The organism is Mesorhizobium sp. M0772, assembly GCF_040320135.1.
GTDB lineage: Bacteria > Pseudomonadota > Alphaproteobacteria > Rhizobiales > Rhizobiaceae > Mesorhizobium.
Genome location: NZ_JAMYPB010000010.1, coordinates 69,194 through 95,924, shown reverse-complemented (window position 1 = coordinate 95,924; position 26,731 = coordinate 69,194). Strand labels below are relative to the sequence as shown.

The window sequence follows — 26,731 nt, the reverse complement described above, 5'->3', positions numbered from 1 at the left end:
ATGAAGACCCCGCGTGCGTTCACCAACTGGCTTGAATTTCCGGTGCTGCTGGCCGGGCTGGTGATAGCCGCCGGGCTGTGGGGCTTCGAGGAACTGATGGAGGTGGCGCGGGCCACCACGCCGCACGCTTTCGATACTGAGATCCTGCTCGCTTTCCGAAAAGTGGGTCAGCCGGATGTTCCCGTCGGCCCGGCATGGCTGGAAGGCGCGATGCGCGACATCACCAGCCTCGGCAGCTCCAGCGTGCTGGCGCTGATCGTAACGGCGGTGATCGTCTACCTCCTGCTGATCCGTAGGCCGAGGACGGCGCTGCTGATCTTTGTCGCGGTGGCCGGCGGGCAGCTGCTGTCGACCTTGCTCAAGGCCGGCATCGACCGGCCGCGCCCCGATCTTGTCTCGCACCTGGCCAACGAGACGTCGCTGTCGTTTCCCAGCGGCCACGCCATGCTGTCGGCGGTGACCTATCTCACGCTGGGCTCGCTGGCAGCGCGCTTCCTGCCGGGACGAACGACGAAAATCTATGTCCTCAGCCTGGCGGTGCTGGTAACGCTGCTGGTCGGCGTCAGCCGCGTCTATCTCGGCGTCCACTGGCCTTCCGACGTGCTGGCGGGATGGTGCGCCGGCTTCACCTGGGCGACGCTGTGCTGGCTGGCGGCGCGAATGCTGCAGCGGAACAAGGCGGTGGCCGATGGCAACGAGCCCGAAGACTGACGATCCGGAGCGACATTCAAATCAGCCGGTTGATCAGCCCGTGTCCGCAGCCTGCCAGCAGAAAAACCGCCGACAGCAAGGCTGCCGACGTCGTCAAGGTCCTGAAAATCTTCAACTGATATTTCCCCGCCAATAAGAGCCAAGGCGGTAGCGTAGCATGCTCATCCCGTATCCCGCCATCCGGCTTTGTGGAGAGATCATGTTTCATGTATGCTTTATGATGGTTGAAACATCACTATGATTGTATTACACGTCGTCTCCGCAGACTCAGACGGGGGTTCCGACCGATGATCACTGCCGCGCAGATGCGCGCCGCGAGGGCGCTGGCCGGCATCGATCAGAAGACGCTCGCCGAGCGTGCCGGCGTTTCGCTTCCGACAATCCAGCGCATGGAAGCGAGTGACGGCGTGGTCAGGGGTGTGGTCGATACGCTGATGAAGGTTATCCAGGCTCTCGACGAGGCCGGGGTGGAGCTCATCGGCGAGAACCAGACCAGCGAGCGCGGCGGCCGGGGCGTGCGCCTCAAGCCGATCGCGCCGCCGAACCCGCAAGGCTGAGCCGGCATATAGTCGCGACGGCGACCGCCGACAGTCCTGCCGACGATCCCGCCGCCTTCACGCAAGCGGAAGGCAGTCCATGGATCAGATCCGGCGGGCAGTGCATCAACCGGCCCAGAAGTCGGCAAAGCCGACATTTTCAGAGCTGTTCACGCCCAAGCTGGTGACGGTCTGGCGCGAAGGTTACCGCCTGCCGCAGTTCAAGGCCGACTTCATGGCCGGGCTGACCGTCGCTATTGTCGCGTTGCCGCTGTCGATGGCGATTGCGATTGCTTCGGGCGTGACGCCGGAGCGCGGCCTGTTCACGGCCATTGTCGGCGGCTTCATCGTCTCGGCGCTCGGCGGCAGCCGCTTCCAGATCGGCGGCCCGGCCGGCGCCTTCATCGTGCTGGTGGCGGCGACGGTGCAGCGCGAAGGCGTTGACGGACTGCTGCTGGCGACGATGATGGCCGGCATCTTCCTGCTCGCCATCGGCTATCTCCGGCTCGGAACCTATATCAAATTCATCCCTTACCCGGTGACGGTCGGCTTCACCGCCGGCATCGCAGTCATCATCTTCTCCGGCCAGATCGTCGAACTGTTCGGGCTGAGGCTTGCCGGGCCGGAGCCCGGGCCGCTGCTGCCGAAGCTGATGGCGATCGGCCACGCGGCCGGCACGCTCAATATCTCGGCAACGCTGGTGGCGGCGCTGACCATCGCCACCATCGTCGGGGTGAAGCGCTGGCGGCCCGGCTGGCCGGGCATGCTGATCGCCGTCGGACTGGCCTCCCTTGTCGTGGCGCTGCTTTCGCTGCCGGCGGAAACGATCGGCACCCGCTATGGCGGCATTCCGCGCAGCCTGCCGTTGCCGGCACTGCCGGCACTCAACCTCGACAAGGCGCTTGCGGTGCTGCCGGATGCGGTGGCTTTTGCGCTGCTCGGCGCCATCGAATCGCTGCTCTCGGCCGTGGTCGCCGATGGCATGACCGGGCGGCGTCACCGTTCCAATTGCGAACTGGTGGCGCAAGGCTTTGCCAACATCGCGTCTGCCCTGTTCGGCGGCATCTGCACCACCGGCACCATCGCCCGCACCGCCACCAATGTGCGGGCCGGCGCGCATGGGCCGGTTTCCGGCATGCTGCATTCGCTTTTTCTGCTGGTCTTCATGCTGTTGGCCGCACCGCTGGCCAGCTACATCCCGCTTGCCGCCCTTGCGGGTGTGCTGGCGGTTGTCTGCTGGAACATGTTCGAGAAGCAGGCCTTCGCCACGTTGCTGCGCGCTTCGCGCGGCGACGCCCTGGTGCTGATGGCAACCTTCCTGATCGTCGTCTTCCGCGACCTCACCGAAGGCATCGTCGTTGGTTTCGCGCTAGGCTCGATCCTGTTCATCGATCGTATGGCCAAGTCGATCGCCGTGGAGGCGGATTTGCCGCTGGTGCAGGACGATGTCGCCGACAGCAGCGGCCGCGCCTACGATGCAAGCGAGGCAAGCGACGCCGACACCGTCGTCTATCGCATCTCCGGCGCCTTCTTCTTCGGCGCCGCCTCGACTGTCGGCACGGTGCTCGACCGCATCGCCGACCAGCGCAAGAACTTCATCCTCGATTGTTCGGCGGTGCCGTTCTTCGATTCCACCGCGGCCAATGTCATCGAGGGCGCGGCGCACAAGGCGAAGCGCGCAGGGGTGCGTTTCATCATCGCCGGTGCCTCGCCGCAGACACGGCGCATGCTGATCAACCACGGCGTCAAGCGGCCGCTGGTGACCTTTGCCGCCTCGATCAAGGATTCGCGGGCGCAACTCAAAGCCGCGCCCGCTGGCTGAGCCGGCAAGTGTGCGCCGTCAGTCCAGGCTCAGCACCGCGATCTCGCCCTCGTTCATCAGCGGCACGAAAATCCGTGTGCCGTCTGTGCCGATATCGGCGCTGCCCGGCTTGAACTGCTCTACAGCCTCCGGCGCCTCGCCGACTTTGTACCGATAGAGCGTGCCGGTCATGAAGGCGGTGGCGTAGATGCTGTCGCCGATGGCGACGACGCCGTCGAGGTCGGCAAAGTTTTGTGCGCCAGGCAGCGGCGTCACGGCTTTCGTCGCGAGATCGACCGACAGCAGGCCCCCGGGCGCGGCAGTGCTGAAGTCCGGCTTGATGCCCTTGCCCCAGGACGCCACGATCAGCCGGTCGCGATCGGCAAAGATGCCGTTGGGTGCGGCGAGCTTCGCATCCTTCACGAACAGTTCCGGCTTGTCGCCGTCAATGCGGTAGATCGCATCGGCCAGCATGTCGGTGACATAAACCTTGCCCGAACTGTCCGATGTCACGTCATTGAGGAAGACGGCGCCGGGCACATCGATGGTCGAGACCAGCTTGCCGCTGGCGAGATCGACGATGCGCACCTTGGTGATGTCGGCGACGTAGAGCTTGCCGCCGGAGATCGCCGAGCCCTTCGGTGCATCCATGCCGGCGGTCCAGTGCCGGCTAACGACCTTGCCGTCCAGCGACAGCACCGAGAGATAGCCGTTGCCGTCGGCCTCGCCGGGATTGCCGACGATGTTGGAGACGATGATGCGATTGTTGGCGGCGTCGAACAGCGCCGCTTCCGGTTGCTCGAAGCCCGAGGCGCGCCAGAGTTCGGCGGCCTCGGCCGCAGGTGCGAGCGCGATAGCGAAGGCGGCGACGCAAATCGAGGTGATGAGGGTTTTCATGGCCAGGTCTCCTGTGATGGATAGCGGAGAGCTAGGAGTTTCGATACTTTTCCGGAAGGACGATTCGAGCTAGTATCGAAATTCGATACGAAATGGCGCAAAAGAGGTGCATTCCATGAACGGCCTGATCTTCGAGGCGCTGAAGCGGACGATGAAGGCCAAGGGCGTCACCTATCGTGAGCTAGCCGGGCGTATGGGCATTTCCGAGCCGACGGTGAAGCGCATCTTCCACGAGCGCAACTGCAAGCTCGACCGTCTCGTCGGGATCTGCGCCGCCGCCGGCGTCGAGCTGGAAAACGTGCTCGGATCGATGAACAGGGGGCCGGGACCGGTCAATCGCATCGCGCCGGAGATCGAGCGCAAGCTCGCGGGACGGCCGGCGCTGCTGTTCATCTTCGTCATGCTGTCGGAGAAGTTCACGCCCGAAGGCGTCATGCGCTCGCAAGGCTTGAGCGAAGCCTCGATGTTCCTCTATCTGCGCGATCTCGAAGCGCTCGGTCTGATCGCATTGGGCAGCGGGCTGTCGGCACGGCTGCTGGTCGACACACCGATCCAGTGGAATTTCGAAGGGCCGCTCAGGCCGCTGTTCGAGATGACAAACAAGAATTTCATCGGCTGGGCGATCACCCATCTGGAGCGGGAAGCGACCTTCGTCTCTTTCTCCAGGCGGATGCGGCCGGAGACGGCGGAGATGGTGAAGCGCGAGGCAGAGGAACTGGCCGAGCGCGCCAAACTGCTCGCCCATCACGACCAGCACACGACGCCGGAAGACGGGCTGACCGGCTACAAATGGACATTTGCTTTTGGCGCAACCCCGTTTCCGGCGATCATGCCGATCGGCCCGCACCCCAGGGATGCCGGGGCGTCAGACCGGCCCACCGCTGCTGCAAAGGGACGCCGTCCTTTGCCGGCTTGAGTGGGCAATCATCCGAGCAGGATTGCATCTGGCGGCTGAGCTTGTCGCGCTCCAGTCCGGAGGTGCTTCAAAAATGAAGCCACATTCATGATAGAGTTCGCGCGCTGATTTGCCAGACTGTACGGGGCGGGTTTGCCGAATGCGTGACCGTCCCCGCAAAATCGAAGTGATCCTATGCCGACCGCGCCAACACTTGAACTTCGCCGCTATTCGCGCCTGAAAAATTTGCGGGAGCGCGCAGAACGCCAAGGTGCTGCATTGCAGTTCTGGGCGCGCACGGCATCGCTCGCCGTGATCTCCTGCTTCTTTTCATTGATCAGCCGCTGGGATGCCTCGCTGCTCTTCGTGCTGGCGGGCCTCGCGCTGTTCCAACTCGTCGGCCTGATCCAGTTTCGCTTTGCGCGCCGTCGTAACGCGCCATGGTGGATCGGTTACCTCGTCGGTACGCTGGACATCATTCTGTTGACCGTTCTGCTGGTAACGCCCAACCCGTTTTCCCTCGAGGTCGCGCCGGCCGCGATGCAACTGCGCGAGGGCAGCTTCAAATTCCTGCTGATTTTCGTATGCCTTGGCGCGCTGACCCTTTCGACACGATTGGCGCTCTATCTCGGCGCGCTCGCGGCCTTGACGTGGACGATCGGGGTGGGATGGGTGGTTTTTCATGCGGGAACCGTCATTCCGGCAACGAACCTCTATTCGCTGCCGATGACAGAGCGACTGAATCTCTATCTCAACCCCAATTTCGTCGATACGTTCGCGCAGGCGACCAATGTGTTGGTTGTCCTGATTATCGGCGCGATCATGGCGCTGGTCGTCTCCCGTTCCCGGCATCTGTCGGAAGACTATGTCAAGGCGGAGCGCGCCCGCGCCAATCTCGCCCGGCATTTTTCGCCCAATGTCGTCGACCAGCTCGCCTCGGATGACGAGCCCTTCGGTCCGGTCCGCCGGCAGGATATCGCGGTGCTGTTCGCCGACATCGTCGGCTTCACACACTATTCCGAGGATCATCCGGCCGAAGCAGTGTTCGAACTACTGCGTCAGTTCCACCGTCGCATGGAGCAGGTCGTTTTCGACCACCATGGCACCGTCGACAACTATATCGGCGATTGCATCATGGCGACCTTCGGGGTTCCGCAAGCCAGCCATGACGACGCAACCCGGGCCATCCGGTGCGCTGAAGCGATGATCGCCGCTATCGAAGACTGGAATGTCCAGCGGGTGTCCAGAGGATATCCGCCGCTGGACGTTCGGATCGGTGCACAATATGGCGCCGTCGTCCTCGGCGCGGTCGGCAGCGAGCGCAACCTGTCCTTCGCGGTGGTGGGCGACACCGTCAACGTCGCCAGCCGTTTGCAGGCGCTCTGCCGGGAACTTCAGGCGAATATTTGCTTTGGGTCACGACTGATTGAGGCCGCGAAGGCGGAATCGCCAACGACACGGTTGAATGCGCGCGATCATGGACCGGTTAGCATCCGCGGCCGGGACGAACCGGTCCATGTCTGGGTCGAACACAGGGCCGAAAACCAGGGCGCTATTGCGGTTTCGGCGTGATGCAGGCCGCCATGTGAGACGCCTGAACCTCATGACTCAGGCCGAAGCCATCACGTGTCTGAGGCGATTGCGCCAGCCTTCGCGGCTGCGGCGTCGGTGCCTGCCTTGTCCTCCCAGGTCACCGCCCGGTAGTCGAAACCAAATTCCAGCGTCGGCTTCACGATGCGGAAGAAGGGCGACAGGTCGAAGTCGCGCGGCGTGTAGAGCGAGTGGTGGCGGATGTGCAGGATTTCGCGGCGCGAATAGTTCGACTGCGCCGAGGCGCGGCCGGGCGCGCGGGTGATTTCGGGCAGGATCGGGTAGCGGATCTCACCATAGGCTTCGGCGATCAGCGTCGAGCAAATGGCGCGCGTCGGGTCACCGGAACCGAAAGCCAGCATGCGGCGGCGCCAGCGCACCGGCACCGGTGGCGTCGGCAGGAAAAAGCGCAGCATGTCGAAGATGTTCTTGAGATCGTATTTCAGGCCGAGCTTGCCGATCATGAAGGCGACGACATGGTCGCGGTCTTCCGGCGCCAGCCCGCTCGCCCGGCAGATACGGGTGTTGTAGGTGCGGTAGCGCGACAGCGGCACGGCGACACAGCCTTCGCCGAGCGTGACTTCGATCAGCCGACGCCGTTCCGATCCGTCCTCCGGTTCGGACAACGCATCGCCGATATAGAAGGCCGCATGCGACCAGGTCGACTGTGTCAGGTATTTGATGGCCGCGGAGATCTTCTGGTTGCCTTCGATGAGCAGGATGTCGCCGGGTTCGAGCGTGCGCCGCAACGTCTCGGCGTCGGACGGCGTGTAGGGCTCATAGCCCGAGGATTCGTCCTGCAGCCGGCCGGCAAGCCAGCGGCCAAGTCGGTCGAGAAGCGTGTCGCGCGGCGCGGTCATGGTAAAGTGTGACTAGCACGAGGTGACGTCCTCGGCCATGATCAACCGACCGGGACCTCTTTCGACAATACCGGGCCGGCGAGGTCGTCGCGCGCATTGCGCGCGAGTTTCTTCGTCGAGCGCTTGGGGCTGTCGCCGAACAGCTCGGCCGCTCCGGCGAGGCAGCTCTTCTTCAGGCTTTTTTCCGAGCGCTTCAAAAGCTTGCCAAGAAGCCTTGTGTCCTGCGCATCGCCGAGCGGCTCACCGTCGGCCTCGAGCAACACGCGCATGACGAAGACGTCGTGCAGTTCGCCGAGTTTTTCGCCAAGTTCGTCAACTGCCTTGCGCCGCACCTTGATCGGCGTCGGCCACAGCCGGCCGAGCAGCGACAAATGCATCGAGTGGGTCTTGGCAGCCTTGCGCAGATCGTGGAAATCCTCTGCTTCGCCGCGCGATCCCGCCCGGTCCAGCGCCTTCCTGGCACGGCGCAAGGTCTTGCGAGCGCCTTCCGCAACCACATCGGCTGCATGCTCAGGCAGATCGGGGAGCAGCAGCCGCTCTATCCTGATCAGGCCTTCCTCGCAGGCGGCGGTGGCCGCGCCTATGGCGGCGTCGAGGCCGGCGCCGGCATGCATTTCATGTTGGCGGGCAATCAGCCGGTCGCGCACGCTGTCGAGGCCGCCGCCGGCAACCTGCTCGGGAAAGGCGGCTGCCAGCCGGTCGACGGTCTCGACCAGCGCGGTCGCCTCGCGCGGCCCGGCAAGCAGCGCCGCCACCTGACGGTAGCATTGGTTCTCAGTCCGACAGAATGTTTCATTTCCGGAACGGACCAGCCGCAGCAAGGCGCGCGCGCTCTTCAGCCGCTTGCGGCATTTGTGCAATGCCTGCTCCGGCTGGTCGCGCGCGACGGCCAGATGGGCAAGCGCCTTGCCGATCTCCTCGCCAAGGATACGCCTGACCTCGCCGGTCAGCGGCAGGCGCGGATCGATGCGAAAGCTCATGCGGCGATCTCCGGAATCCCCCTAGAGCATGATGCCGAAAAGTGTGAAGCGGTTTTCGGACGACATCATGCTCCATCTCTTTTGATTTAGAGCCGGATTCCGATTTTAGGTCGACCCGACCTAAAATCATCCGGCTCTAGGGCGAGCGACGCGTTGTAAAATCTCTGCTCGCCGGTCACTTCGCGGCCGAGCCAATCGGGCAGCATTTCGTCAGGTACATCCTCCGGCGTCTCCAGTTCGGCCACCACAAGGCCGGCTAGGATCCCGCCGAAAACATCGACTTCGTAGAGATAGCCGCGATGCCTAACATGGTGGCGTGTCTTCTCGATGACATGTCCGATGGCGAAGGCCAGCATCTCCTCTGCGTCGGCCAGTGGAATTTCATATTCGTATTCGTCGCGCTCGCGGATCTTGCTGCCGAATTTAAGCGTCAGCTTCGCCGAACTGCCGTCGCTGATGCGCACGCGCACGGTGCGGCCAGGTGCTGCGGCAAGGTAGAACTGGCGAATGCGTATATTCGCCTCGGCCATTTCTAGCCATTCGGCGCTGGAGACCAGGAACTTGCGTTCGACTTCCTTGCCCATGGCCGCGCACTAAAGCGTCTGCGGCCCGACATGGCAAGCGGCCGTAGATAGATCAATTTGACTTTAATCAATCGATTGATTAAACAGACCGATATGATCAAATCCGCGCCCGACAAAATGCCTCGCCAGGAGACATCGCCCGCCGAGCAGACGCGCGCCGCACTGGTGCTGGCCGCGCTCAAACTGTTTGGGCGGCAGGGCTTCGACGGCACCTCGACGCGCGAGATCGCGGCGGAGGCGAAGGCCAACATCGGCTCCATCGCCTATCATTTCGGCGGCAAGGAAGGGCTGCGCGCGGCCGCCGCCGACCACATCGTCGAGACCATCCAGGCGGTTGCCGGCCAGGCGCTCGGCGGAATGCAGCTGCAAGGTCAAGCCAGTCCAGAGGCGGCGCGGGCGCAGCTCTCGACCGCATTGGAGCGGATGGTAGGATTTATCGTCGCCAGGCCGGAGGCGGGCGAGATCGTACAATTCGTACTTAGAGAGTTGTCGCATCCGACGGCCGCCCTCGACCGTATCTATGACGGGGTGTTCGAACCGACGCATCGCCGCCTCTGCCAGATCTGGGAACAGGCGACGGGCGAGCCGGCCGAAAGCGAGGCCACCAAGCTCGTGGTCTTCACGCTGATCGGCCAGGTCATCTATTTCCGCATCGGCCGCGAAGCAGTGATGCGTCGTATGGGCTGGCGCGAGATCGGTAACACCGAAGCCGCCAAGGTGGTGGCGGCGGTCACAAGCAATCTTGGCGCCATACTGGCGGCCCGAAATCCGGTCGCCCGCAAGGAGGGCAAGCGATGAGTTTTCTCTGTTCCCTGCCGCTCGCAGCCCAGCTGTTCGGCGCCTGCGCGCCGGCAGCGCCGCTTGCCGTCGGCTATGTCGAGGGCGACTATGTCTTGCTGGCGCCGATCGAAGTGGCGCAGGTCGAGACCGTCGCGGTCAAGCGCGGCGACCGTGTTGTATCAGGCACGCCGGTGGTGACTCTCGAAAGCGCCGACGCAAAAATCGCCGTCGCCCAGGCAGAGGCCGCGCTCGCCCAGGCGCAGGCGCAGCTGGCCGACCTGCAGATCGGCAAGCGGCCGGAGGAGATTGCGGTGCTGAAGGCCGAGGTCGACATGGCCAAGGCCCAGGCCACGGATGCCAAGCGCAAATACGACCGCGCCGCCGACCTGTTCAAGCGCGGTGCCGGCACGCAGGCCGACTACGACACCGCCGCCGCGACGCTGGAGACCGCCAATGCGCAGGTCGGCCAGGCGCAGGCCAACCTCGCCGTCGGCGGTCTGCCTGCGCGTCCCGAAACGATCAAGGCGGCAGACAATCAGGTCAAACAGGCGCAGTCGGCGTTGGAACAGGCTGAGTGGCGGCTATCGAAGCGCGTTCTGGCGGCACCCTCGCCCGGCCGCATCAATGACGTCATCCGCAATCCCGGCGACACCGCCGGTTCGACCGCGCCTGTCATTTCGATGTTGCCGGACGGTGCGGTAAAGCTCAGCGTCTATGTCCCGGAAAGTGCGTTCTCGTCGATCAAGGTCGGCACGCTGCTTGTCGTCCATTGCGACGGCTGCGGGCCGGAGGTGAAGGCGCGCGTCAGCTATGTCTCGCCCGACCCGGAATTCACCCCGCCGGTGATCTACTCGCTCGAGAACCGGCAGAAGCTGGTCTACCTCGTCGAGGCGCGGCCTGAGGGCAAGGCGCAAGCGCTGCAGCCGGGACAGATCGTCGATGTCGAGCTGGCGGCCTCCGCAAAATGAACGCCATCGACGTTCATGGCCTGGTCAAGCGTTTCGGCGACAAGACTGTCGTCGACCATGTGACGATGACGGTGGCCGAGGGCGAGATCGTCGGCTTTCTCGGGCCCAACGGGTCCGGCAAGACGACGACCATCCGCATCATGTGCGGCCTGCTGACGCCCGACGAGGGCGAAGGTACGGTGCTGGGTTTCAACATCCGCACCGAGTCGCTCCGCATCAAGCGCGAAGTCGGCTACATGACGCAGAAATTCTCGTTCTACGAGGATTTGACGATCGGCGAGAATCTCGAATTCGTGGCGCGGCTCTACCGGCTGAAGCCGGTCGAGGAGCATGTGTCGAAAACGCTGGAAGAGCTTGGCCTGACGAGCCGCCGCAACCAGCTCGCCGGCACGCTGTCGGGCGGCTGGAAGCAGCGGCTGGCACTGGCCGCCTGCATCATGCACAAGCCGAAGCTGCTGCTGCTCGACGAGCCGACCGCCGGCGTCGATCCGAAGGCGCGGCGCGAATTCTGGGACGAGATCCACCGGCTGGCGAGCGGCGGTCTGACCGTGCTGGTGTCCACCCATTACATGGACGAGGCCGAGCGCTGCCACCGCATCAGCTACATCTCCTACGGCAAGATGCTGGCCACCGGCACGGTGGACGAGGTGGTGACGAATGCCGGTCTGACCACCTTTGTGCTGCAGGGACCGCGCCTCGACCAGGTCGCCGATGCACTCAGGGACCGGCCCGGCGTCGACCAGGTGGCGCCGTTCGGCGCGACGCTGCATGTCGTCGGCTCCGACAAGGCAAAGCTCGAACAGGCGCTCGCCGATGTCGAGAAGGAGCACAAGGGCGTCAGCGTAAAACCCGGCGAGACCAGCCTCGAGGACGTCTTCATCCAGTTCATGTCCGGCTCGAAGGACAATATGGCATGAACAGCGTCTTCTCCTTCGCCAGGCTCGGTGCGCTGCTGATCAAGGAATTCATCCAGATGCGGCGCGACCGCATCACCTTCGCCATGATGCTGGGCGTGCCGCTTTTGCAGCTGGTGCTGTTCGGCTACGCCATCAACAACGATCCCAAAAGCCTGCCTGCCGCACTGGTGGCGACCAGCAACGACCCCTACACCCGCGCCATTGTCGCGGCCCTGCAGACGACCGGCTACTACCGCTTCGACCATGTCGCGCAAAGTGCCGAGGCTGCCGAATTCCTGATGGCGCGCGGCGATGTCGCCTTCGTCGTCACCATCCCGGCCGATTTCGGCCGCCGGGTGGAGCGCGGCGATAATCCGCAGATACTCATCGAGGCCGACGCCACCGACCCGGCCGCCGCCAGCGGCGCCATCTCGACGCTAAGCAAAGTGGCCAGCCAGGCGCTGCTTCGGGCGCAAGGCATGCAGGAGGCGGCGAGTGAGGCCGCCAGGGGCCAGCTCGATGTGGTGGTGCACCAGCGCTACAATCCGGAAGGCATCTCGCAATACAACATCGTGCCCGGCCTGCTCGGCGTCATCCTGCAGATGACCCTGGTGATGATGACCTCGATCGCGCTGACCCGCGAGACCGAGCGCGGCACGATGGAAAACCTGCTCGCCATGCCGTCCAGCCCGTTCGAGATCATGCTGGGCAAGGTGCTGCCCTATCTTGTGGTCGGTGGCGTCCAGGTGGTGGTGGTGCTGGCGGCGTCGAAGCTCTTGTTCGCCATCCCCTTCACCGGTTCCATGTCGCTGCTGCTTACAGCCGTATTGGTGTTCGTGCTGGCGCTGGTGCTGCTTGGCTACACCATCTCGACCATCGCCCGCACGCAGATGCAGGCGCTGCAGCTGACCTTCTTCTTTTTCCTGCCGTCGATCCTGCTGTCCGGCTTCATGTTCCCCTATCGCGGCATGCCGGGCTGGGCGCAGACCTTCGGCGAGATTTTTCCGCTGACGCATTTTCTGCGCATCACCCGCGCGGTGATGCTGAAGGGCGCCGAACTGCCGGCGGTTGCGGGCGAGATCGCCTGGCTGGTCGGGTTCGTGGCCTTGTTTGCCGGCGTCGCATTGGTGCGGTTCAGGCGCACGCTCGACTGAGCGTTCAGGAATTGAGCGATCGCGGACCGCTGACGAACGGACTGCCCCTGACATAGAACCGCAGCGGGCGATCCGCATCCTTCGTGATGCCGATGCGGATGCCTTGGCCGATGTCGCCGGGCTCGTGCTCGTCGGCTGCCAGCCATAGCGGGCCTTGGCGGCACAGATCGAGGCCGTCCAGCGAACGGTCGATCCGCAATGCCTGTGCGAGCCGTCCCGGCCCGCGCGCCACGTCGCGCAGGCGTTCGACGCCCCGGTTCTGCCGCATGATGGCAATGCCTTCGAGCGGCTCCAGCGCCCGGATCAGCACACCGGTGCCGGTCCCTGGCCCCTCGCTCGAAACATTGAGCATCCAGGAGACGCCATAGGCGAGATAGACATAGGCGTGCCCGGCCTCAAGAAACATCGAACGGTTGCGCGGCGTCATCCCGCGATAGCCGTGACCGGCGGCGTCGCCGGTGACATAGGCCTCGGTCTCGACGATACGGCCGCCGACGATGCCTTCCGGCAGCTCCCGCACCACGAGCTTGCCGATGAGATAGCGGGCGAGATCGGCCGTATCATCAGGCAGTTCGGCACGATCGAGCGGATGGTGGCCGGTCATGCTACCGCCGCCGTGTTTCAAGGTATCCGTTCGACCCATTGCGCGCGCGACTGCCCCGGCTCGAACGGATCGCCGAAATACTGGGTCTCGCGAACCACTTTGCCATCGACGAACTCCATGATGCTCACCGTATAGGACGGAATCCCGTCATAGGTCAGGACATATTCGGTGATCCAGAGGTCGCCTGACCCGGTGATCCGCCGCACGGCAAAGCGCTTCCGGTTGGGCTGCGTGGCGCGCGACGACTGGATGTTGTGCCGTCCGCTGATGCGCTCGCCTGATTGCGGATAATCGAGCACCGCGTCCTCGCGATAGATCTGATGCTCCGTCTCGAGATCATTGGCATCGGAGGCAGCCCAATGGCGATCGAGAGCCGCCCTTATCTCAGCGTCTGCCATATCGGTTCTCAGGCCGCGGCCATGATCTCGGCATAGGTGGTGAAATCGACATTGCCGCCTGACAGCACGACGGCGACGCATTTGCCCGACAGTTCGATCTCGCCTGACGAGAGCGCCGCCAGCGCCACGCAGCCGCCGGGTTCGACCACCAGCTTGAGATGGGCCATGGCGTCGCGCACCGCCTGTGCGGCCGCCTTGTCGGAGACGGCGATGGCGCCGGCGAGGTTCTTGCGGTTGATCTCGAAGGTGATGGCACCGGGCTCTGCGGTGAGGATGGCATCGCAGATCGAACTGTGGCCGGGCTCGTTGGAAACCCTTTTTCCTTCGATCAGCGAGCGGCGGGTGTCGTCGAAATGCTCGGGCTCAACGGCCCAGACTGCTGTGGCCGGCGAGGCATCCTTGACGGCGATCGAAATGCCGCTCGTCAGGCCGCCGCCTCCACAGGGAATGACGACCGCATCGAGGCTGACGCCGAGCGCTTTTGCCTGGCGCATCAGTTCGAGACCGATCGTGCCCTGGCCGGCGATGATGGCCGGATCGTCGAAAGGAGGCACCAGCACCATGCCCTTGTCCATGTAGGGTCGCACCACCGTCATGCGGTCGTCGCGAAAGCGGTCGAACGGCACCACTTCTGCGCCCATCTTGCGAACATTGGCGATCTTCATCGCCGGCGCGTCGGCCGGCATGGCAATGACCGCCTTGACGCCGAACATGGCAGCCGCCGCGGCGACGCCCTGAGCATGGTTGCCTGAGGAGAAGGCGACGACGCCGCGGCTGCGCTCTTCTTCGCTCAGCGAAGACAGTTTGTTGTAGGCGCCGCGGAATTTGAACGAGCCGGTGCGCTGCAGCGTCTCCGGCTTGAACAGGATGCGGCCGCCGAAGCGTTTGTTGAGTTCCAGCGATTCGATCAGGGTCGTTTCGGCGATCAGGCCGGAGAGCCGCGCGGCGGCGGCATGGATGTCGGCGATGCCGGGAAGCGTGGTCATGGCGAAGTCCTGAAAGGGATGAGATCGGCGCATGGTGCACGCAAAGGCAGGCCACGCACCAATGAAAAAATGTGACCGTTACAAAGTTTGGGGGGCATGAGCGGCGACGAGGGTCAAACTGGCCCACCCCTCCCGCCTTTATCCGCCGGGCCGTATCGGCTAAGGGCGGGGGGAAGCAGAATTCCGGACCGCCAGAAATGACCGCCAAGCCAAAACCCCTGTTCCTCGGTATCGACACCGGTGGCACCTATACCGATGCCGTGCTGTGGTCGGAACAAGGCGGGCCAAAAGGCAAGGTGCTGGCCAAGGCCAAGGCGCTGACGACGCGGCACGATCTTGCCGTAGGCATTTCCGGCGCGGTCGATGCGGTGCTGGAAAAATCGGCCACTGATCCGGCCGCCATCAAACTCGTGTCGATGTCGACGACGCTCGCCACCAATGCGCTGGTCGAGGGCCAGGGTGGGCGTGTGGCGCTCATCATGATCGGCTTTTCCGAAGGCGACCTTGCCCGCGACGGGCTGAAGACCGCGCTCGGCACCGATCCGGTGGTGTTTTGTCCGGGCGGCCACGACGTGCACGGCAATGCGGCCAAGCTCGATCTGTCGGGTCTGGAAGCGGCGATCCCTGAACTCGGCGCCTCGGTGTCGGGCTTTGCCGTGTGCGCCTATTTCGCCACCCGCAACCCGGCGCATGAACTCGCCGCGCGCGACCTCATCCGCGAAAAGACCGGCCTGCCGGTGACCGCCAGCCATGAATTGTCGGCCAAGCTCGGCGGTCCGCGCCGCGCACTCACCACCTTGCTCAACGCCAGGCTGATCTCGATGATCGACCGGCTGGTGGCGGCAACCGAAGGATTTTTGGAAGCCCGCAACATCGTAGCCCCCCTGATGGTGGTGCGCGGCGATGGCGCGCTGGTTTCGGCGGCGTTTGCCCGCCAGCGGCCAATCGAGACCATCCTCTCCGGCCCGGCCGCCAGCCTGGTCGGCGCCCGCCACATGACGGGCCTGGACAACGCCATGGTGTCCGACATTGGCGGCACCACCACCGATGTCGCCGTGCTCGACGGCGGCCGTCCTCGGCTCGATCCCGAAGGCGCCACTGTCGGCGGCTTCCGCACCATGGTCGAGGCGGTCGCCATGCGCACCTTCGGCCTCGGCGGCGATTCCGAAGTGGCGCTGGAAGATGGCGCGCTCAACCCGAAGATCCTGCTCGGGCCGCGTCGCCTGGTGCCGCTGGCGCTGGCCGGCCTTATGCATCGCGAGGCCGTGACCTCGGAACTCGAGCGGCAGCTGCGGGCGCCAAACCCCGGCCGCATGGATGGCCGCTTCGCGCTGCGCACCGGCGTGCCGGACAGGCTCGCCGCCGGCCTGACCGCGCCCGAGGCGAAACTGTATGAAATGATTGGTGCCGTGCCGCTCGCCATCGACAGGCTGCTCACCTCGAACGCCCAGAACGCCACGCTGAACCGGCTGGTCTCGCGCGGTCTTGTGCATATCTCGGGCTTCACCCCCTCGGACGCCGCCCATGTGCTCGGCAAGCAGGCCAACTGGGACCCGCTTGCGGCCCGGCTCGGCGCCGAACTGTTTGCCCGCAAGCGTGATGGGCGAGGCCAGTACATCGCGCCGTCTCCGGAGGTGATTTCCGAACGCGTGCTGCTGACGCTCACGCGCTGGTCGGCCGAATACATTCTGGAGACAGCCTTTGCCGAAGACGGGCTGGATGGCGCCGCCACCGTCGCGCATGCGCTGGTGCAGCGCGCCGTCGATTCCCATCCCGGCATCGCAAGGCTCAGCGTCGCGCTCGATCGTCCGGTCATTGGCCTCGGCGCCTCGGCGCCGCTGCACTATGCCGGCTTGGCCGAGCTGGTCGGTAATGAGTGCGTGGTGCCGGAGGATACCGATGTCGCCAACGCGCTCGGCGCCGTCGTCGGCCAGGTCCGCGTCTCCGCCGAAGCCCGCGTCAGCCAGCCTAAGGAAGGTTTGTTTCGTTTGGCGTCGGGGCAAACGGTGCGCGACTTCACGGACGAGGCCGAGGCGATCGCGGCAGCGGAGGCTGATGTGCGGGCGATCGTAGCCGCGCGCGCGAAGGATGCCGGCACGGATAATGCCGAGATCGACGTTTCGACCGAGTTCAAGGTGTCTACGGTTGAGGCCCAACGGATGTTTATCGAAGCGCATGTGGTGGCGGTTGCATCGGGTCGGCCGAGGATTGCGGTTTAGGTGATCTCCCCCACGAGGGGAGAGATCAGCAGCTTCAAATTCCCCGCCTTCACCCTAAGCTGAATTGACCCTTCACCCCTGACATGCCAAAGGCCGCAAAGCCTTTCATCTGGAGAAGCCCTGATGACCGATCGCGTCGAGATCGCCGGATTGCGGATTGCCCGCGAACTGCATGACTTTGTCGGCGAAGCGCTGCCGGGTACCGGCATTGCCGCCGACGCCTTCTGGAACGGCTTTTCGGCTATCGTCCATGATCTCGCGCCGAAGAACCGGGCGTTGTTGGCCAAACGCGACGCCATGCAGGAACGGATCGACGCCTGGCACCGCGCCAATGGCGCGTCCATCGATATGGAGACCTACAAAAGCTTCTTGCGTGAGATCGGCTATCTCGTGCCCGAAGGGCCGGCCTTTTCCGTGTCGACCGACAATGTCGACCCCGAGATCGCCACCGTTGCCGGGCCGCAGCTGGTGGTGCCGGTGATGAATGCGCGTTATGCGATCAACGCCGCCAATGCCCGCTGGGGCTCGCTCTACGATGCGCTCTACGGCACCGACGCCATTGCCGAGACCGGTGGCGCCGAGAAGGGTAAAAGCTTCAACCCCGTGCGCGGCGCCAAGGTGGTTGCCTGGGCGAAGAGTTTTCTGGACGAGTCCGTGCCGCTCACCTCGGGCAAATGGGCCGGCGTGAACGGGCTGACGGTTTCGGGTGGCACCTTGCGGCTCGGCGCCGGCGCCGGCGGCACCACACTGGCCAACCCGAAACAATTTGCCGGCTACCGCGGCGACGGCGCCAACCCGGAAGCCATCCTGCTGGTCCAGAACGGCCTGCACATCGAGATCCTCATCGACCGCACCAACCAGATCGGCCGCACCGACCCGGCCGGCATTGCCGACGTGATCCTGGAATCGGCGCTGACCACCATCCAGGACTGCGAGGATTCGGTCGCGGCGGTGGATGCCGAGGACAAGGTCATCGTCTACCGCAACTGGCTCGGCCTGATGAAGGGCGATCTGGCGGAGGAAATCAGCAAGGGCGGCAAAACCTTCACGCGCAAGCTCAATCCGGACCGCGCCTGGACCGCGCCCAGTGGTGGCGCGCTGAGCTTGCCTGGCCGCTCGCTGATGCTGGTGCGAAACGTCGGTCACCTCATGACCAATCCGGCCATCCTCGACCGCGATGGCAACGAGGTGCCGGAAGGCATCTTGGATGCGGCGATGACGGCGCTGATCGCGCTGCACGATGTCGGCGCCAACGGGCGTCGGATGAATTCCCGCGCGGGCTCAATGTATGTGGTGAAGCCGAAGATGCATGGGCCGGAGGAAGTCGCCTTCGCAGTCGAGATTTTCGACCGCGTCGAAGCGCTGCTCGGTATGGCGGCAAACACCATCAAGATGGGCATCATGGACGAGGAGCGGCGCACCACCATCAACCTCAAGGAGGCGATCCGCGCCGCCAAGGAACGCGTCGTGTTCATCAACACCGGCTTCCTCGACCGCACCGGCGACGAGATCCACACCTCGATGGAAGCCGGGCCGATGATCCGCAAGGGCGACATGAAGCAGGCCGCCTGGATCTCCGCCTATGAGGCGTGGAATGTCGACACCGGGCTGGAATGCGGTCTGGCCGGCCACGCCCAGATCGGCAAGGGCATGTGGGCGATGCCGGATCTGATGGCGGCGATGCTGGAACAGAAGATCGCGCATCCCAAGGCCGGCGCCAACACCGCCTGGGTGCCGTCGCCGACGGCGGCGACGTTGCACGCCACGCACTATCACAAGGTCGATGTCCATGCCGTCCAGGCGGCGCTCAAGAGCCGGCCGAAGGCGAAGCTCGATGATATATTGTCGGTGCCGGTGGCGGTGCGGCCGAACTGGACCCCCGACGAGATCCAGCGCGAGCTCGACAACAATGCGCAAGGCATTCTCGGCTATGTCGTGCGCTGGATCGACCAGGGCGTCGGCTGCTCGAAAGTGCCCGACATCAACGATGTCGGCCTGATGGAAGACCGCGCCACGCTGCGCATCTCCTCGCAGCACATCGCCAACTGGCTGCACCACAAGGTTTGCTCCGAAATTCAGGTGATGGATTCGCTGCGGCGCATGGCAGCGATCGTCGACCTCCAAAATGTCGGCGACCCGCTCTACCGCCCGATGGCCACCGATTTCGACAATTCCATCGCCTTCCACGCCGCCTGCGACCTGGTGTTTAGAGGCCGCGAACAGCCGAATGGCTATACGGAACCGGTGCTGCACGCACGGCGGCTGGAGCTGAAGGCGAAAGAGCGGGCCTGATCCTGCGGCGGAAAGGCGTCGGCTGAGGCCTGCGCAGCTTCGCGACCGCACTCGTGGGAAGACGCTGCCTCCAGTGCCTGCAATCACTAATTTAGCCTGCAGCGTGACTGTTTTGACACAGGTTTCGCAAGGATTTGGGTGTATTGCTAAGACATTGATCAATTGATGGTCGGGTCGGGGGACATCCATGCGGCTTTTTGCAGGAATTTTGCTGGTTGCGGGCATGACTGTGACCGGGGCCAATGCAGCGGATTTCGTTGAACCGGTAGCCTCCACCTATTCATGGACCGGCTTTTACATCGGCGCGAATGCGGGTGGCGCCTTTGGCAATATCGACGGTAACTTCATAGGCATCACCGGATCGGCCGACATCAGCGACTTCACCGGCGGTGTCCTGGTCGGTGCCAACTATCAATCCGGCCCGTGGGTTTTCGGTATCGAAGGCGACATAAATTATCTGGGCTTCAAGCAGGAATTCGACGACGGCGGCCTTTTTGCGCGTGCAAGTCTGGATGCCTACGGGACGATCCGGGGTCGCGTCGGCTACGCATTCGATCAGTTTCTGCCCTATGTCACCGCTGGCCTTGCCGTAGGCAATGTCAAGATCGACGAACATGTCTTCAACGAAACCGAAACCAAGCTTCAGACCGGATATGCGGTCGGCGGCGGTGCGGAATATGCTTTCAACAACAATTGGACCGTTCGCGCGGAATATCTATACGTCGACCTCGGCAAGAAGGATTTCGGGTTCGATCCCGTCGATCCTTACAACGTGAAGACGAATTTCAGCGTCGTTCGCGCAGCCTTCGCCTACAAGTTCTGACTTTTAGCAAAGCCAGACATCATCGGTTCTTGATATCGGTCCGGGCGGACAGCTAGCCATCCCGACAAAGCAGGCTAGGCTTCGTCACGCCGCCTGCGCTACCCGCTCCGACATCATGCGGTAGGAAATCGCCTCGGCCAAGTGAATGCGGCCGACGGTTTCGCTGGCGTCGAGGTCAGCCAGTGTGCGCGCCACTTTGAGCACGCGGTGATAGGCGCGCGCAGAAAAGCCAAGTTTCTCGCTGGCGTCTTTCAGCAGCGACAGGCCTGCTGCGTCCGGCGCGGCGATGTCCTCGATAACAGAAGGCGAGCAATGGGCGTTGGTGGTGGCACTGGTGACGCCCAGCCGCTCGAAACGTTCGCGCTGGATGGTGCGGGCGCGCGCCACGCGCTGGGCGACGGCTGCACTTTTCTCCGCTCGGTCGGGCCGGATCAGGTCGGCGGCCGAGACCGCCGGCACCTCGATCCTGAGATCGATGCGGTCGAGCAGCGGGCCGGAAATGCGCGCCTGGTAGTCGGTGCGGCAGCGCTCGCCGCGCAGGCAGCGATAGCCGGGCTCGCCGGCCATGCCGCAACGGCACGGGTTCATCGCCGCCACCAGCTGGATGCGCGCTGGATAGGTGACGCGGTGGTTGGCGCGCGCGATCATGCAGTCGCCGGTCTCCAGTGGCTGGCGCAGCGCATCCAAGGTCTGCGGCGTGAATTCGGGAAACTCGTCGAGGAACAGGACGCCGTTATGGGCAAGCGATACTTCGCCCGGCCGCGCCCTGATGCCGCCGCCGACCATTGCCGCCATCGAAGCCGAATGGTGCGGGGCGCGGAACGGCCGCCGGTCGGTGAGCTTGCCTTCGCCGAGCTCGCCGGCCACCGAGGCGATCATCGAGACTTCAAGAAGTTCCTTGGGCGCCAGTGGCGGCAGAATTGAAGGCAGCCTCTGCGCCAGCATCGATTTTCCCGAGCCGGGAGGCCCGACCATCAACAGATTGTGGCCGCCGGCCGCCGCCACTTCCAGCGCCCGCTTGGCGCTTTCCTGGCCCTTGATGTCTGAAAGGTCGGGCAGGTCGCGGGCCGAGACATGGATGCCGGGCTCGGGCCGCGACAGCACCTGCGTGCCGCGAAAATGATTGGCGATGGCAATCAGGCTGCGCGGCGCCAATATGTCGAAATCCTTGCCCGCCCAGGCCGCTTCCGGCCCGCAGCCGAACGGGCAGATCAGGCCCTTTCCCTCGGCATTGGCGCCGATCGCCGCCGGCAGCGCGCCGGCGACCGTGGCAATGGTGCCGTCGAGCGACAATTCTCCGAGCACGACATAGGAGGCCAGCATGTCGCCCGGAATGGCGCCGAGTGCAGCCATCAGGCCGAGCGCGATAGGCAGGTCGTAATGGCTCCCTTCCTTGGGAAGATCGGCAGGCGCCAGGTTGACCGTCACCTTCTTCGACGGCATCGACAGCCCCGACGCATGCAGTGCCGCCTGCACGCGCTCGCGGCTTTCGGCCACCGCCTTGTCGGCCAGCCCGACGATCTGCATGCCGACCTTGCCCGGCGCGATCATCACCTGGACATCGACCGGTACGGCCTCGATGCCCTGGAAAGCAACCGTGCGAACCCGCGCCACCATCTTGCTCTGCCCCCGGATATCGGCTCGCCTCGGCCTTGTGGTTCAGACCGCGAGCGACGTCAGGACAAGACAACCATAGATTTCAGGCCAAGGCAAGAACATTACAGGAACATGCATTCGTGGTGGCTGCAGCGCGCTGTGCCGGTTGCAAAAAAGGAAGATGGTTGAGCAAAATGGAACGGCTGCTCCGCCTCCTCGACCGCGTTAACAAGGCAACTAGGCCCTTCGGCAATCTGAGGGTGTTGCTTCTAAGCGGTGATGAAGGCATCGACCGAACCTGAAAGCGATCGATCGATCGCGACCTGCGGTGGAAGCCACTCCATGACAGGATATCTGAAAGGCCAAGGCAGGGCGATCCGGCGCGAAGAGCCGCTCTCCAGAAAAATCTCGTTTACAAGGTCTATGAACCGCCCGCGGTCTCGTTCGATTCGTTTCAAAGTTTGCGAACGAATGTAATCCCGGGGAATTCGTCGCTCCTTCAGCGCTAAGACAGCCTCCGCGATGGATCGAGGATCGGGTGGAACTGTGAGCGAATAGTCGTCATCCAGATAAAGGTCTCGGCCGCCATGGTTCGGCGTCGTGACCACTGGAAGGCCCGCGAGAAGATATTCCGTGCTGGCGAACATTGGTCCTTCCAGGTGAGAGAGACAGATTCCCACGGCTGCACGATTTAGATGCGTGTTCACCTGAGCCGGTGCCAATCGGACCGGCTTGCCGGTGCCGTCAAACTCGTTGATAAAGACGTGATGCGGAGCGAGCTCCCTATGCCGATTTATTCGCGCTCTTTCCGACTCCGTCGTGGAGGACCCGCTTGAATCTCGATAGAAGACAAATGCGCAACGCTGGATGCCAAGCGACAAGTCATGGCGCTTCCACGGAGCCAGTTGCGCATTGTAGATTGCATCAAATTCTACAGGGACGTCATCGAGAGGCCTGAATATGTGTTCGGAGGTTGTTGACGTCTTGTTGTGCAGGACGGCGGCCTCGCCGGACTGATTCAACAGATCAGCCTCGGCCTGAGTGTTGGATAGGAAGATTAGCGAGTGACGGGGGTTCTTGAGTCTATGCAGAACGGCATAGGTCCGGATGGTTTTGACGCTAGCACTGTTTTCGATGGACCAGGTTGGCGAGATGAGAAACCAGGCGCGGTGGCTGCGTGGAAGGAAAGGCATATGACTTGCTAATCCGAGCGGCGTACCGGACATTCCCGAATAGGATATGAACGGATCGTCCGACAGCAAACTGGCCTGAAGAGCCGGTTGCGACTTCGCGGAAGGGTGCCCTTTTCTGAGTTTGTGGCCATGACGCAGCATGGCTCTGACAATCTCGAATTTGGTAGGAGGGTGATACCCGTGCTGTAGGGTCAACATGCGGCAATTGCGATCTTGAGTGCGGAGAAAAACTCGCTTCGACAGAGAGAAATTTGGCAAAGAAACATCGCCATTCGATCTACGGAATATCTCAGGCGATCAAATCTGGTGTACGGAGAAGCGCCTCTTGAAAGAAAACATCGTCCCAAGCGGGGCTGGTTCTCACATCGCGCTACCAACCGTATCCGTTTGCGTAGGCTGTTTCAATCAAGAGGCATTCATCGACACTGCGATCCGGTCCGTAGCGGCGCAGACGTACACTGCGTTCGAGTGCGTGGTGGTCGATGATTTTTCGACCGACGCTTCCCGCGAAGGATTGAAGAGTGTCTGTCCCAGCTTGGCGACAGTCGTTTCCGCTTTCTGCCCCGACTGCAAAATGGCGGGCAAATGGCAACGATGATGACCGGGCTTGACGCGACAGCCGGGCCCCTGATCTCGTTTCTTGACGGTGACGATGCTTGGCACCCTGACTTCATAGAATGCCATGTGAGAGCGCATCTCAGCCACACCCGTATCGCGGCGATGTCGAGCTCCGATGAGGTGGTGATAGATACGGCCGGCAAACTGCTTGCGGGCGGTCATCCCGTATTCCACCTGAATGACCCGCGATCGATACCGAAAATGAGCGGCTACCTGCATGTCGACACCGAAGCTGACCCGACATTATTATTTATTGATCGGGGCACCGTGGGTTGGTTTTGGTCGACCACATCGGGGATGATGTTTCGTCGAGCTCCGCTTGAAATCATGCGTCCATCCGATCCGGACGAAATAAGGATATGTGCCGATGGTTATATGGCTCGTGCCGCCCATATGATCGGCGGAACCGTGAGGATTGGGCGGGCTCTTGGCAGTTATCGGCTTCACGGCGGCAATGGCTGGGCGGACGGGCGCATCCTGGGTACCGGAGTTGGCCTCGGCAGGATGTCGCCTGATACTGAAATAGCGATACGGCGGGCACTGGCCAATCGTTGGTGCGAAGTGGCGCCGGGACTGGAGCATTTAATCTCCCGCCACTCAATGCGCAGGACCTTGGTCGACCTGATCGGACTGTCTGCGGCTTTTGCATTGCTGGAAAAGAACTCCGATGCGGGTTTTCTGCTGAAAGACTGGGCAACACCACAGCGAAAATTGCAGACCAGACTTATCGGTCTCCTTCCTCCGAAACTGAGGCCTCGGCGCTTCCGGGACATAGTTTGATTTGATGAGCCGCTTGCTCGGCAGTCTTACCCGATAAAGAGCATCCTTCGATGCTTCTCTGGACCCACCAAAGTCCTCCGTAGCAACGCACACTACGCGGCCGAATTGCGCCGTATTTCCTCCACCGCGTCCCAGAACAGGCTGGCGATATCCGCGCCACCAAAGCGCTGCACTTCGCGCACGCCGGTTGGCGAGGTCACGTTGATTTCGGTCATGTAGTCGCCGATCACGTCGATGCCGACCAGGATGAAGCCGCGCTCTTTCAGCGATGGGCCGATGCGGGCGCAGATCTCGCGTTCGCGTTCCGTCAGCTCGGTCTTTTCGGCGCGGCCGCCGACATGCATGTTGGAGCGCGAGTCGTGGTCGGCCGGCACGCGGTTGATGGCGCCGACCGCTTCGCCGTCGATCAGGATGATGCGCTTGTCGCCCTTGCGCACGTCCTTGAGATAACGCTGAACGATATAGGGCTCACGTGACAGCTGGGCGAACATTTCGAGCAGCGAGGCGAGGTTGCGGTCATCCTCCTTGAGATGGAAGATGCCGGCGCCGCCATTTCCGTAGAGCGGCTTGACGATGATGTCGCCGAACTCCTTGCGGAAGGCGGCGACCTCCTGGGGATCCTTGGTGATCAGCGTTTCGGGCATCAGATCGGGGAATTCGGTGACGAAGATCTTTTCCGGACTGTTGCGCACCCAGGCCGGGTCGTTGACGACCAGTGTCTTCGGGTGGATGCGCTCCAGAATATGCGTCGTGGTGATGTAGTTCATGTCGAAGGGCGGATCCTGGCGCAGCAGGATCACATCCATCTCCGACAGGTCGGTGCGCACCTTGTCGCCCAGCGAAAAATGATTGCCCTTCTCGTCGCGGAGCTTCATCTCCTCGATGCGGGCAAACACCTTGCCGCCCAGCATCGACAGCCGGTCCGGCGTATAGTGGAACAATTGGTGCCCGCGCCGCTGCGCCTCCAGCGACAGCGCAAACGACGTGTCGCCGGCGATCGAGACGGTGGAGACATGGTCCATCTGGACGGCGATCTTCAGGGTCATCTTTTGGTCTCCAGCGGGTCGAGCAAGTCCAGGAAAAGTGCGTAGCGGTTTTCCGTCCGGAATTGCGGCAAGGCAAGTCGCCGATATACGGAACTTGGCGGCTTCTGCCAATCGCGCTTGCTTGGCCCAGACCTTTACCGGTCGAAGACCAGCCGGGAGTAACCGAGGAAGGACAGCGCCATGGCGACCGGCGAGGCGACGGCAAGTGCGGCCAGCGGCGGCAGCGCCGGCAGCGCAAACAGGATGGCGCAGTAGACGAGATAGTTGACGATGCTGGTGGCGATGCCGACGCCGCCATAGCGCGCGCCCTCCTGCGCCAGGCCGCGGCTCGACGGCGAAAAGGTCAGGTGCCGGTTGATCTGCCAGGTGACGCACAGCGCAAAGCCGATCGACAGGACACGGGCGACGAAGGGACCGAGCGGCGTCACCGCCAAGAGCAGCCAGAGCGCCGCGGCATCGGCGACGAAACCAACGCCGCCTGCCAGGACGAAGCGGGCGAGCCGGCTCACGGCCTCAGGCGGCCCGGGGCGTCTTGCCCGGTTCGGCCTTCGGGATTTCATCAGTGCGTTCGCGCCGTTCGACCCGGCCTGACGGCACCGAGAGATAAAAAATGCGCTTCTGCTCGGCGCGTCCGCGCGATACCGAATCGAGGATCAATCCGGTCACCATCGCAAGCATCGAGAGCAGCAGCAGGCCGACCGACAGCACCCAGGTCGGCATGCGCGGCACGAGGCCGGTCTGGGCGAATTCGATCAGCACCGGCGTCATCAGGGCAAGGCTCGACGCCAGGAAGAAAATCGCGAAGGCGCCGAAGAAGCGCAGCGGCTGCGTTTCCTTCATCAGCATGGCGAACATCCACAGGATCCTGGCGCCGTCGCGATAGGTCGACAGCTTCGACGACGATCCCTCAGGCCGGCGGCCATAATCGAGCGCGATCTCGCTCACCGGCAGTTTGAGCTGCGAGGCATGCACCGACATTTCGGTCTCGATCTCGAAGCCGCCGGAAACCGCGGGAAAGCTCTTGACGAAACGCCTCGAGAAGACGCGGTAGCCGGAGAAGATGTCGGTGAAGTCGGCGCCGAACAGCCGCTTGTAGAGGCTATTGAAGATGCGGTTGCCGAAGGCATGGCCGGAACGGCCGGCATCGTCGGTGACGCCGCGCCTGGTGCCTACCACCATGTCGCAGCGCTCGGTCTGCAGGATGTTGATCAGCAGCGAGGCATCTTCCGGCGCATAGGTGCCGTCGCCATCGGCCATCAGATAGATGTCCGCATCGATGTCGGCGAACATGCGCCGCACGACATTGCCCTTGCCCTGGCGCGGCTCGCGGACGACGATGGCGCCCGCTGCGCGCGCCTTGAGCGCGGTCAAATCCCTGGAATTGTTGTCATAGACATAGATCTCGGCCGACGGCAGCGTCTCGCGAAAGCGCCGCACCACCTCGGCGATGGTCAGTTCCTCATTGTAACAAGGCAGGAGCACGGCAATGGCCGGCTCATGGCGGACTTCGTGCGGCATTTCCGT

At 63.3% G+C, this 26,731-nt stretch carries 27 protein-coding genes and 1 pseudogene; 15 read left to right on the top strand and 13 right to left on the bottom strand.

Annotated elements, in window-relative coordinates:
• Positions 1–711, top strand: coding sequence for a phosphatase PAP2 family protein (locus NKI06_RS09570; RefSeq protein WP_023701943.1), 711 nt, complete (start codon positions 1–3; stop codon positions 709–711).
• A gap of 16 nt (positions 712–727) precedes the next feature.
• Here NKI06_RS09570 and NKI06_RS09565 read toward each other — a convergent pair whose 3' ends face one another.
• Entirely contained in the window at positions 728–919 is a 192-nt protein-coding gene (locus tag NKI06_RS09565; protein WP_155923589.1) for a hypothetical protein, read from the bottom strand.
• Positions 920–998: 79 nt separating this feature from the next.
• Here NKI06_RS09565 and NKI06_RS09560 point away from each other — a divergent pair, with 79 nt between their 5' ends.
• Entirely contained in the window at positions 999–1,268 is a 270-nt protein-coding gene (locus NKI06_RS09560) for a helix-turn-helix domain-containing protein (RefSeq protein ID WP_352985028.1), read from the top strand.
• 79 nt (positions 1,269–1,347) lie between these two features.
• A complete protein-coding gene (locus NKI06_RS09555) occupies positions 1,348–3,069 on the top strand; it encodes a SulP family inorganic anion transporter (protein ID WP_352985026.1) in 1,722 nt (573 codons plus the stop codon).
• Between the two features lie 18 nt (positions 3,070–3,087).
• On the opposite strand, the gene NKI06_RS09550 is transcribed toward NKI06_RS09555, so the two are convergent.
• The gene (locus NKI06_RS09550) at positions 3,088–3,945 is read right to left on the bottom strand and encodes an NHL repeat-containing protein (RefSeq protein WP_023687512.1); all 858 of its coding nucleotides are present in this window, start codon (positions 3,943–3,945) and stop codon (positions 3,088–3,090) included.
• Between the two features lie 115 nt (positions 3,946–4,060).
• Between NKI06_RS09550 and NKI06_RS09545 the strand changes: the two genes are divergently transcribed.
• Positions 4,061–4,861 (top strand): helix-turn-helix domain-containing protein, encoded by an 801-nt coding sequence (locus tag NKI06_RS09545; protein WP_023687511.1) that lies wholly within the window; start codon positions 4,061–4,063, stop codon positions 4,859–4,861.
• A gap of 174 nt (positions 4,862–5,035) precedes the next feature.
• Complete coding sequence (locus NKI06_RS09540) at positions 5,036–6,412, top strand: adenylate/guanylate cyclase domain-containing protein (protein WP_023819279.1); 1,377 nt, start codon at positions 5,036–5,038, stop codon at positions 6,410–6,412.
• 50 nt (positions 6,413–6,462) lie between these two features.
• Here NKI06_RS09540 and NKI06_RS09535 read toward each other — a convergent pair whose 3' ends face one another.
• The 3 genes from NKI06_RS09535 to NKI06_RS09525 form a co-directional block, all read right to left on the bottom strand.
• Complete coding sequence (locus NKI06_RS09535; RefSeq protein WP_023687509.1) at positions 6,463–7,290, bottom strand: C40 family peptidase; 828 nt, start codon at positions 7,288–7,290, stop codon at positions 6,463–6,465.
• A gap of 41 nt (positions 7,291–7,331) precedes the next feature.
• Positions 7,332–8,270 (bottom strand): CHAD domain-containing protein, encoded by a 939-nt coding sequence (locus NKI06_RS09530; protein WP_352985024.1) that lies wholly within the window; start codon positions 8,268–8,270, stop codon positions 7,332–7,334.
• A gap of 86 nt (positions 8,271–8,356) precedes the next feature.
• Complete coding sequence (locus NKI06_RS09525; RefSeq protein WP_352758469.1) at positions 8,357–8,854, bottom strand: CYTH domain-containing protein; 498 nt, start codon at positions 8,852–8,854, stop codon at positions 8,357–8,359.
• A 93-nt stretch (positions 8,855–8,947) separates the two neighbouring features.
• Here NKI06_RS09525 and NKI06_RS09520 point away from each other — a divergent pair, with 93 nt between their 5' ends.
• The 4 genes from NKI06_RS09520 to NKI06_RS09505 are packed head-to-tail and all read left to right on the top strand — an operon-like array spanning position 8,948 to position 12,652.
• Complete coding sequence (locus NKI06_RS09520) at positions 8,948–9,652, top strand: CerR family C-terminal domain-containing protein (RefSeq protein ID WP_352985023.1); 705 nt, start codon at positions 8,948–8,950, stop codon at positions 9,650–9,652.
• Complete coding sequence (locus tag NKI06_RS09515) at positions 9,649–10,602, top strand: HlyD family secretion protein (protein ID WP_352985021.1); 954 nt, start codon at positions 9,649–9,651, stop codon at positions 10,600–10,602. Before NKI06_RS09520 ends, NKI06_RS09515 begins: the two co-directional genes overlap by 4 nt.
• Positions 10,599–11,519, top strand: a complete 921-nt coding sequence (locus NKI06_RS09510; RefSeq protein WP_352985019.1) for an ABC transporter ATP-binding protein — start codon at positions 10,599–10,601, stop codon at positions 11,517–11,519. Before NKI06_RS09515 ends, NKI06_RS09510 begins: the two co-directional genes overlap by 4 nt.
• On the top strand, positions 11,516–12,652 hold the full coding sequence (locus NKI06_RS09505; protein WP_023681282.1) for an ABC transporter permease: 1,137 nt from the start codon (positions 11,516–11,518) through the stop codon (positions 12,650–12,652). The genes NKI06_RS09510 and NKI06_RS09505 overlap by 4 nt, the downstream gene beginning before the upstream one ends.
• 4 nt (positions 12,653–12,656) lie before the next feature.
• On the opposite strand, the gene NKI06_RS09500 is transcribed toward NKI06_RS09505, so the two are convergent.
• From NKI06_RS09500 to NKI06_RS09490, 3 genes are read right to left on the bottom strand one after another with little or no spacing between them, the layout of a single operon-like run.
• Positions 12,657–13,256, bottom strand: a complete 600-nt coding sequence (locus NKI06_RS09500) for a DNA-3-methyladenine glycosylase (protein WP_023692979.1) — start codon at positions 13,254–13,256, stop codon at positions 12,657–12,659.
• A 17-nt stretch (positions 13,257–13,273) separates the two neighbouring features.
• Positions 13,274–13,654 carry a nuclear transport factor 2 family protein gene (locus tag NKI06_RS09495; RefSeq protein ID WP_023681284.1) on the bottom strand — a complete coding sequence of 127 codons (381 nt, stop codon included), beginning with the start codon at positions 13,652–13,654 and terminating at the stop codon, positions 13,274–13,276.
• A gap of 8 nt (positions 13,655–13,662) precedes the next feature.
• The gene (locus NKI06_RS09490; RefSeq protein ID WP_023673293.1) at positions 13,663–14,640 is read right to left on the bottom strand and encodes a threonine ammonia-lyase; all 978 of its coding nucleotides are present in this window, start codon (positions 14,638–14,640) and stop codon (positions 13,663–13,665) included.
• A gap of 197 nt (positions 14,641–14,837) precedes the next feature.
• On the opposite strand from NKI06_RS09490, the gene NKI06_RS09485 reads away from it, so the two are divergent.
• The 3 genes from NKI06_RS09485 to NKI06_RS09475 all read left to right on the top strand — a co-directional run bounded on the left by NKI06_RS09485 (position 14,838) and on the right by NKI06_RS09475 (position 19,974).
• Positions 14,838–16,859: a hydantoinase/oxoprolinase N-terminal domain-containing protein gene (locus NKI06_RS09485; RefSeq protein ID WP_352498499.1), complete on the top strand. Its 2,022-nt coding sequence runs from the start codon at positions 14,838–14,840 to the stop codon at positions 16,857–16,859.
• Positions 16,860–16,982: 123 nt separating this feature from the next.
• Entirely contained in the window at positions 16,983–19,151 is a 2,169-nt protein-coding gene (locus tag NKI06_RS09480; RefSeq protein ID WP_352985017.1) for a malate synthase G, read from the top strand.
• Between the two features lie 187 nt (positions 19,152–19,338).
• The gene (locus NKI06_RS09475) at positions 19,339–19,974 is read left to right on the top strand and encodes an outer membrane protein (protein ID WP_023825822.1); all 636 of its coding nucleotides are present in this window, start codon (positions 19,339–19,341) and stop codon (positions 19,972–19,974) included.
• 84 nt (positions 19,975–20,058) lie between these two features.
• Here the strand turns inward: NKI06_RS09475 and NKI06_RS09470 are convergent, their stop codons facing one another.
• Positions 20,059–21,591 (bottom strand): YifB family Mg chelatase-like AAA ATPase, encoded by a 1,533-nt coding sequence (locus tag NKI06_RS09470; protein ID WP_023687500.1) that lies wholly within the window; start codon positions 21,589–21,591, stop codon positions 20,059–20,061.
• Between the two features lie 248 nt (positions 21,592–21,839).
• Positions 21,840–22,904: a glycosyltransferase gene (locus tag NKI06_RS09465; protein ID WP_352985015.1), complete on the bottom strand. Its 1,065-nt coding sequence runs from the start codon at positions 22,902–22,904 to the stop codon at positions 21,840–21,842.
• A 76-nt stretch (positions 22,905–22,980) separates the two neighbouring features.
• On the opposite strand from NKI06_RS09465, the gene NKI06_RS09460 reads away from it, so the two are divergent.
• The 3 genes and pseudogenes from NKI06_RS09460 (at position 22,981) to NKI06_RS09450 (ending at position 24,161) form a co-directional block, all read left to right on the top strand.
• A complete protein-coding gene (locus tag NKI06_RS09460) occupies positions 22,981–23,361 on the top strand; it encodes a glycosyltransferase family 2 protein (RefSeq protein WP_352985014.1) in 381 nt (126 codons plus the stop codon).
• Positions 23,349–23,438: pseudogene (locus NKI06_RS09455) on the top strand (hypothetical protein); the annotation flags it as partial. The gene NKI06_RS09460 and the pseudogene NKI06_RS09455, both read left to right, overlap by 13 nt.
• Positions 23,439–23,582: 144 nt before the next feature.
• Entirely contained in the window at positions 23,583–24,161 is a 579-nt protein-coding gene (locus tag NKI06_RS09450; protein ID WP_352985086.1) for a glycosyltransferase family protein, read from the top strand.
• 92 nt (positions 24,162–24,253) lie between these two features.
• Here the strand turns inward: NKI06_RS09450 and gshB are convergent, their stop codons facing one another.
• The 3 genes from gshB to NKI06_RS09435 all read right to left on the bottom strand — a co-directional run bounded on the left by gshB (position 24,254) and on the right by NKI06_RS09435 (position 26,725).
• On the bottom strand, positions 24,254–25,207 hold the full coding sequence (gene gshB, locus NKI06_RS09445; RefSeq protein ID WP_352985013.1) for a glutathione synthase: 954 nt from the start codon (positions 25,205–25,207) through the stop codon (positions 24,254–24,256).
• A 134-nt stretch (positions 25,208–25,341) separates the two neighbouring features.
• Positions 25,342–25,716: a GtrA family protein gene (locus NKI06_RS09440; protein WP_352985012.1), complete on the bottom strand. Its 375-nt coding sequence runs from the start codon at positions 25,714–25,716 to the stop codon at positions 25,342–25,344.
• Between the two features lie 4 nt (positions 25,717–25,720).
• Positions 25,721–26,725 (bottom strand): glycosyltransferase, encoded by a 1,005-nt coding sequence (locus tag NKI06_RS09435; RefSeq protein WP_352985011.1) that lies wholly within the window; start codon positions 26,723–26,725, stop codon positions 25,721–25,723.
• Between the last annotated feature and the right edge of the window lie 6 nt (positions 26,726–26,731).

What these genes read in the sequence shown, in the direction of transcription:
- NKI06_RS09435 (WP_352985011.1), bottom strand. Translation starts at nt 26,725, where the DNA reads ATGCCGCACGAAGTCCGCCATGAGCCGGCCATTGCCGTGCTCCTGCCT.
- gshB (WP_352985013.1), bottom strand. Translation starts at nt 25,207, where the DNA reads ATGACCCTGAAGATCGCCGTCCAGATGGACCATGTCTCCACCGTCTCG.
- NKI06_RS09515 (WP_352985021.1), top strand. Translation starts at nt 9,649, where the DNA reads ATGAGTTTTCTCTGTTCCCTGCCGCTCGCAGCCCAGCTGTTCGGCGCC.
- NKI06_RS09560 (WP_352985028.1), top strand. Translation starts at nt 999, where the DNA reads ATGATCACTGCCGCGCAGATGCGCGCCGCGAGGGCGCTGGCCGGCATC.
- NKI06_RS09470 (WP_023687500.1), bottom strand. Translation starts at nt 21,591, where the DNA reads ATGGTGGCGCGGGTTCGCACGGTTGCTTTCCAGGGCATCGAGGCCGTA.
- NKI06_RS09450 (WP_352985086.1), top strand. Translation starts at nt 23,583, where the DNA reads ATGAGCGGCTACCTGCATGTCGACACCGAAGCTGACCCGACATTATTA.
- NKI06_RS09505 (WP_023681282.1), top strand. Translation starts at nt 11,516, where the DNA reads ATGAACAGCGTCTTCTCCTTCGCCAGGCTCGGTGCGCTGCTGATCAAG.
- NKI06_RS09490 (WP_023673293.1), bottom strand. Translation starts at nt 14,640, where the DNA reads ATGACCACGCTTCCCGGCATCGCCGACATCCATGCCGCCGCCGCGCGG.
- NKI06_RS09565 (WP_155923589.1), bottom strand. Translation starts at nt 919, where the DNA reads ATGAAACATGATCTCTCCACAAAGCCGGATGGCGGGATACGGGATGAG.
- NKI06_RS09520 (WP_352985023.1), top strand. Translation starts at nt 8,948, where the DNA reads ATGATCAAATCCGCGCCCGACAAAATGCCTCGCCAGGAGACATCGCCC.
- NKI06_RS09475 (WP_023825822.1), top strand. Translation starts at nt 19,339, where the DNA reads ATGCGGCTTTTTGCAGGAATTTTGCTGGTTGCGGGCATGACTGTGACC.
- NKI06_RS09540 (WP_023819279.1), top strand. Translation starts at nt 5,036, where the DNA reads ATGCCGACCGCGCCAACACTTGAACTTCGCCGCTATTCGCGCCTGAAA.
- NKI06_RS09535 (WP_023687509.1), bottom strand. Translation starts at nt 7,290, where the DNA reads ATGACCGCGCCGCGCGACACGCTTCTCGACCGACTTGGCCGCTGGCTT.
- NKI06_RS09465 (WP_352985015.1), bottom strand. Translation starts at nt 22,904, where the DNA reads ATGCTGCGTCATGGCCACAAACTCAGAAAAGGGCACCCTTCCGCGAAG.
- NKI06_RS09510 (WP_352985019.1), top strand. Translation starts at nt 10,599, where the DNA reads ATGAACGCCATCGACGTTCATGGCCTGGTCAAGCGTTTCGGCGACAAG.
- NKI06_RS09555 (WP_352985026.1), top strand. Translation starts at nt 1,348, where the DNA reads ATGGATCAGATCCGGCGGGCAGTGCATCAACCGGCCCAGAAGTCGGCA.
- NKI06_RS09545 (WP_023687511.1), top strand. Translation starts at nt 4,061, where the DNA reads ATGAACGGCCTGATCTTCGAGGCGCTGAAGCGGACGATGAAGGCCAAG.
- NKI06_RS09495 (WP_023681284.1), bottom strand. Translation starts at nt 13,654, where the DNA reads ATGGCAGACGCTGAGATAAGGGCGGCTCTCGATCGCCATTGGGCTGCC.
- NKI06_RS09480 (WP_352985017.1), top strand. Translation starts at nt 16,983, where the DNA reads ATGACCGATCGCGTCGAGATCGCCGGATTGCGGATTGCCCGCGAACTG.
- NKI06_RS09550 (WP_023687512.1), bottom strand. Translation starts at nt 3,945, where the DNA reads ATGAAAACCCTCATCACCTCGATTTGCGTCGCCGCCTTCGCTATCGCG.
- NKI06_RS09530 (WP_352985024.1), bottom strand. Translation starts at nt 8,270, where the DNA reads ATGAGCTTTCGCATCGATCCGCGCCTGCCGCTGACCGGCGAGGTCAGG.
- NKI06_RS09485 (WP_352498499.1), top strand. Translation starts at nt 14,838, where the DNA reads ATGACCGCCAAGCCAAAACCCCTGTTCCTCGGTATCGACACCGGTGGC.
- NKI06_RS09570 (WP_023701943.1), top strand. Translation starts at nt 1, where the DNA reads ATGAAGACCCCGCGTGCGTTCACCAACTGGCTTGAATTTCCGGTGCTG.
- NKI06_RS09525 (WP_352758469.1), bottom strand. Translation starts at nt 8,854, where the DNA reads ATGGGCAAGGAAGTCGAACGCAAGTTCCTGGTCTCCAGCGCCGAATGG.
- NKI06_RS09500 (WP_023692979.1), bottom strand. Translation starts at nt 13,256, where the DNA reads ATGACCGGCCACCATCCGCTCGATCGTGCCGAACTGCCTGATGATACG.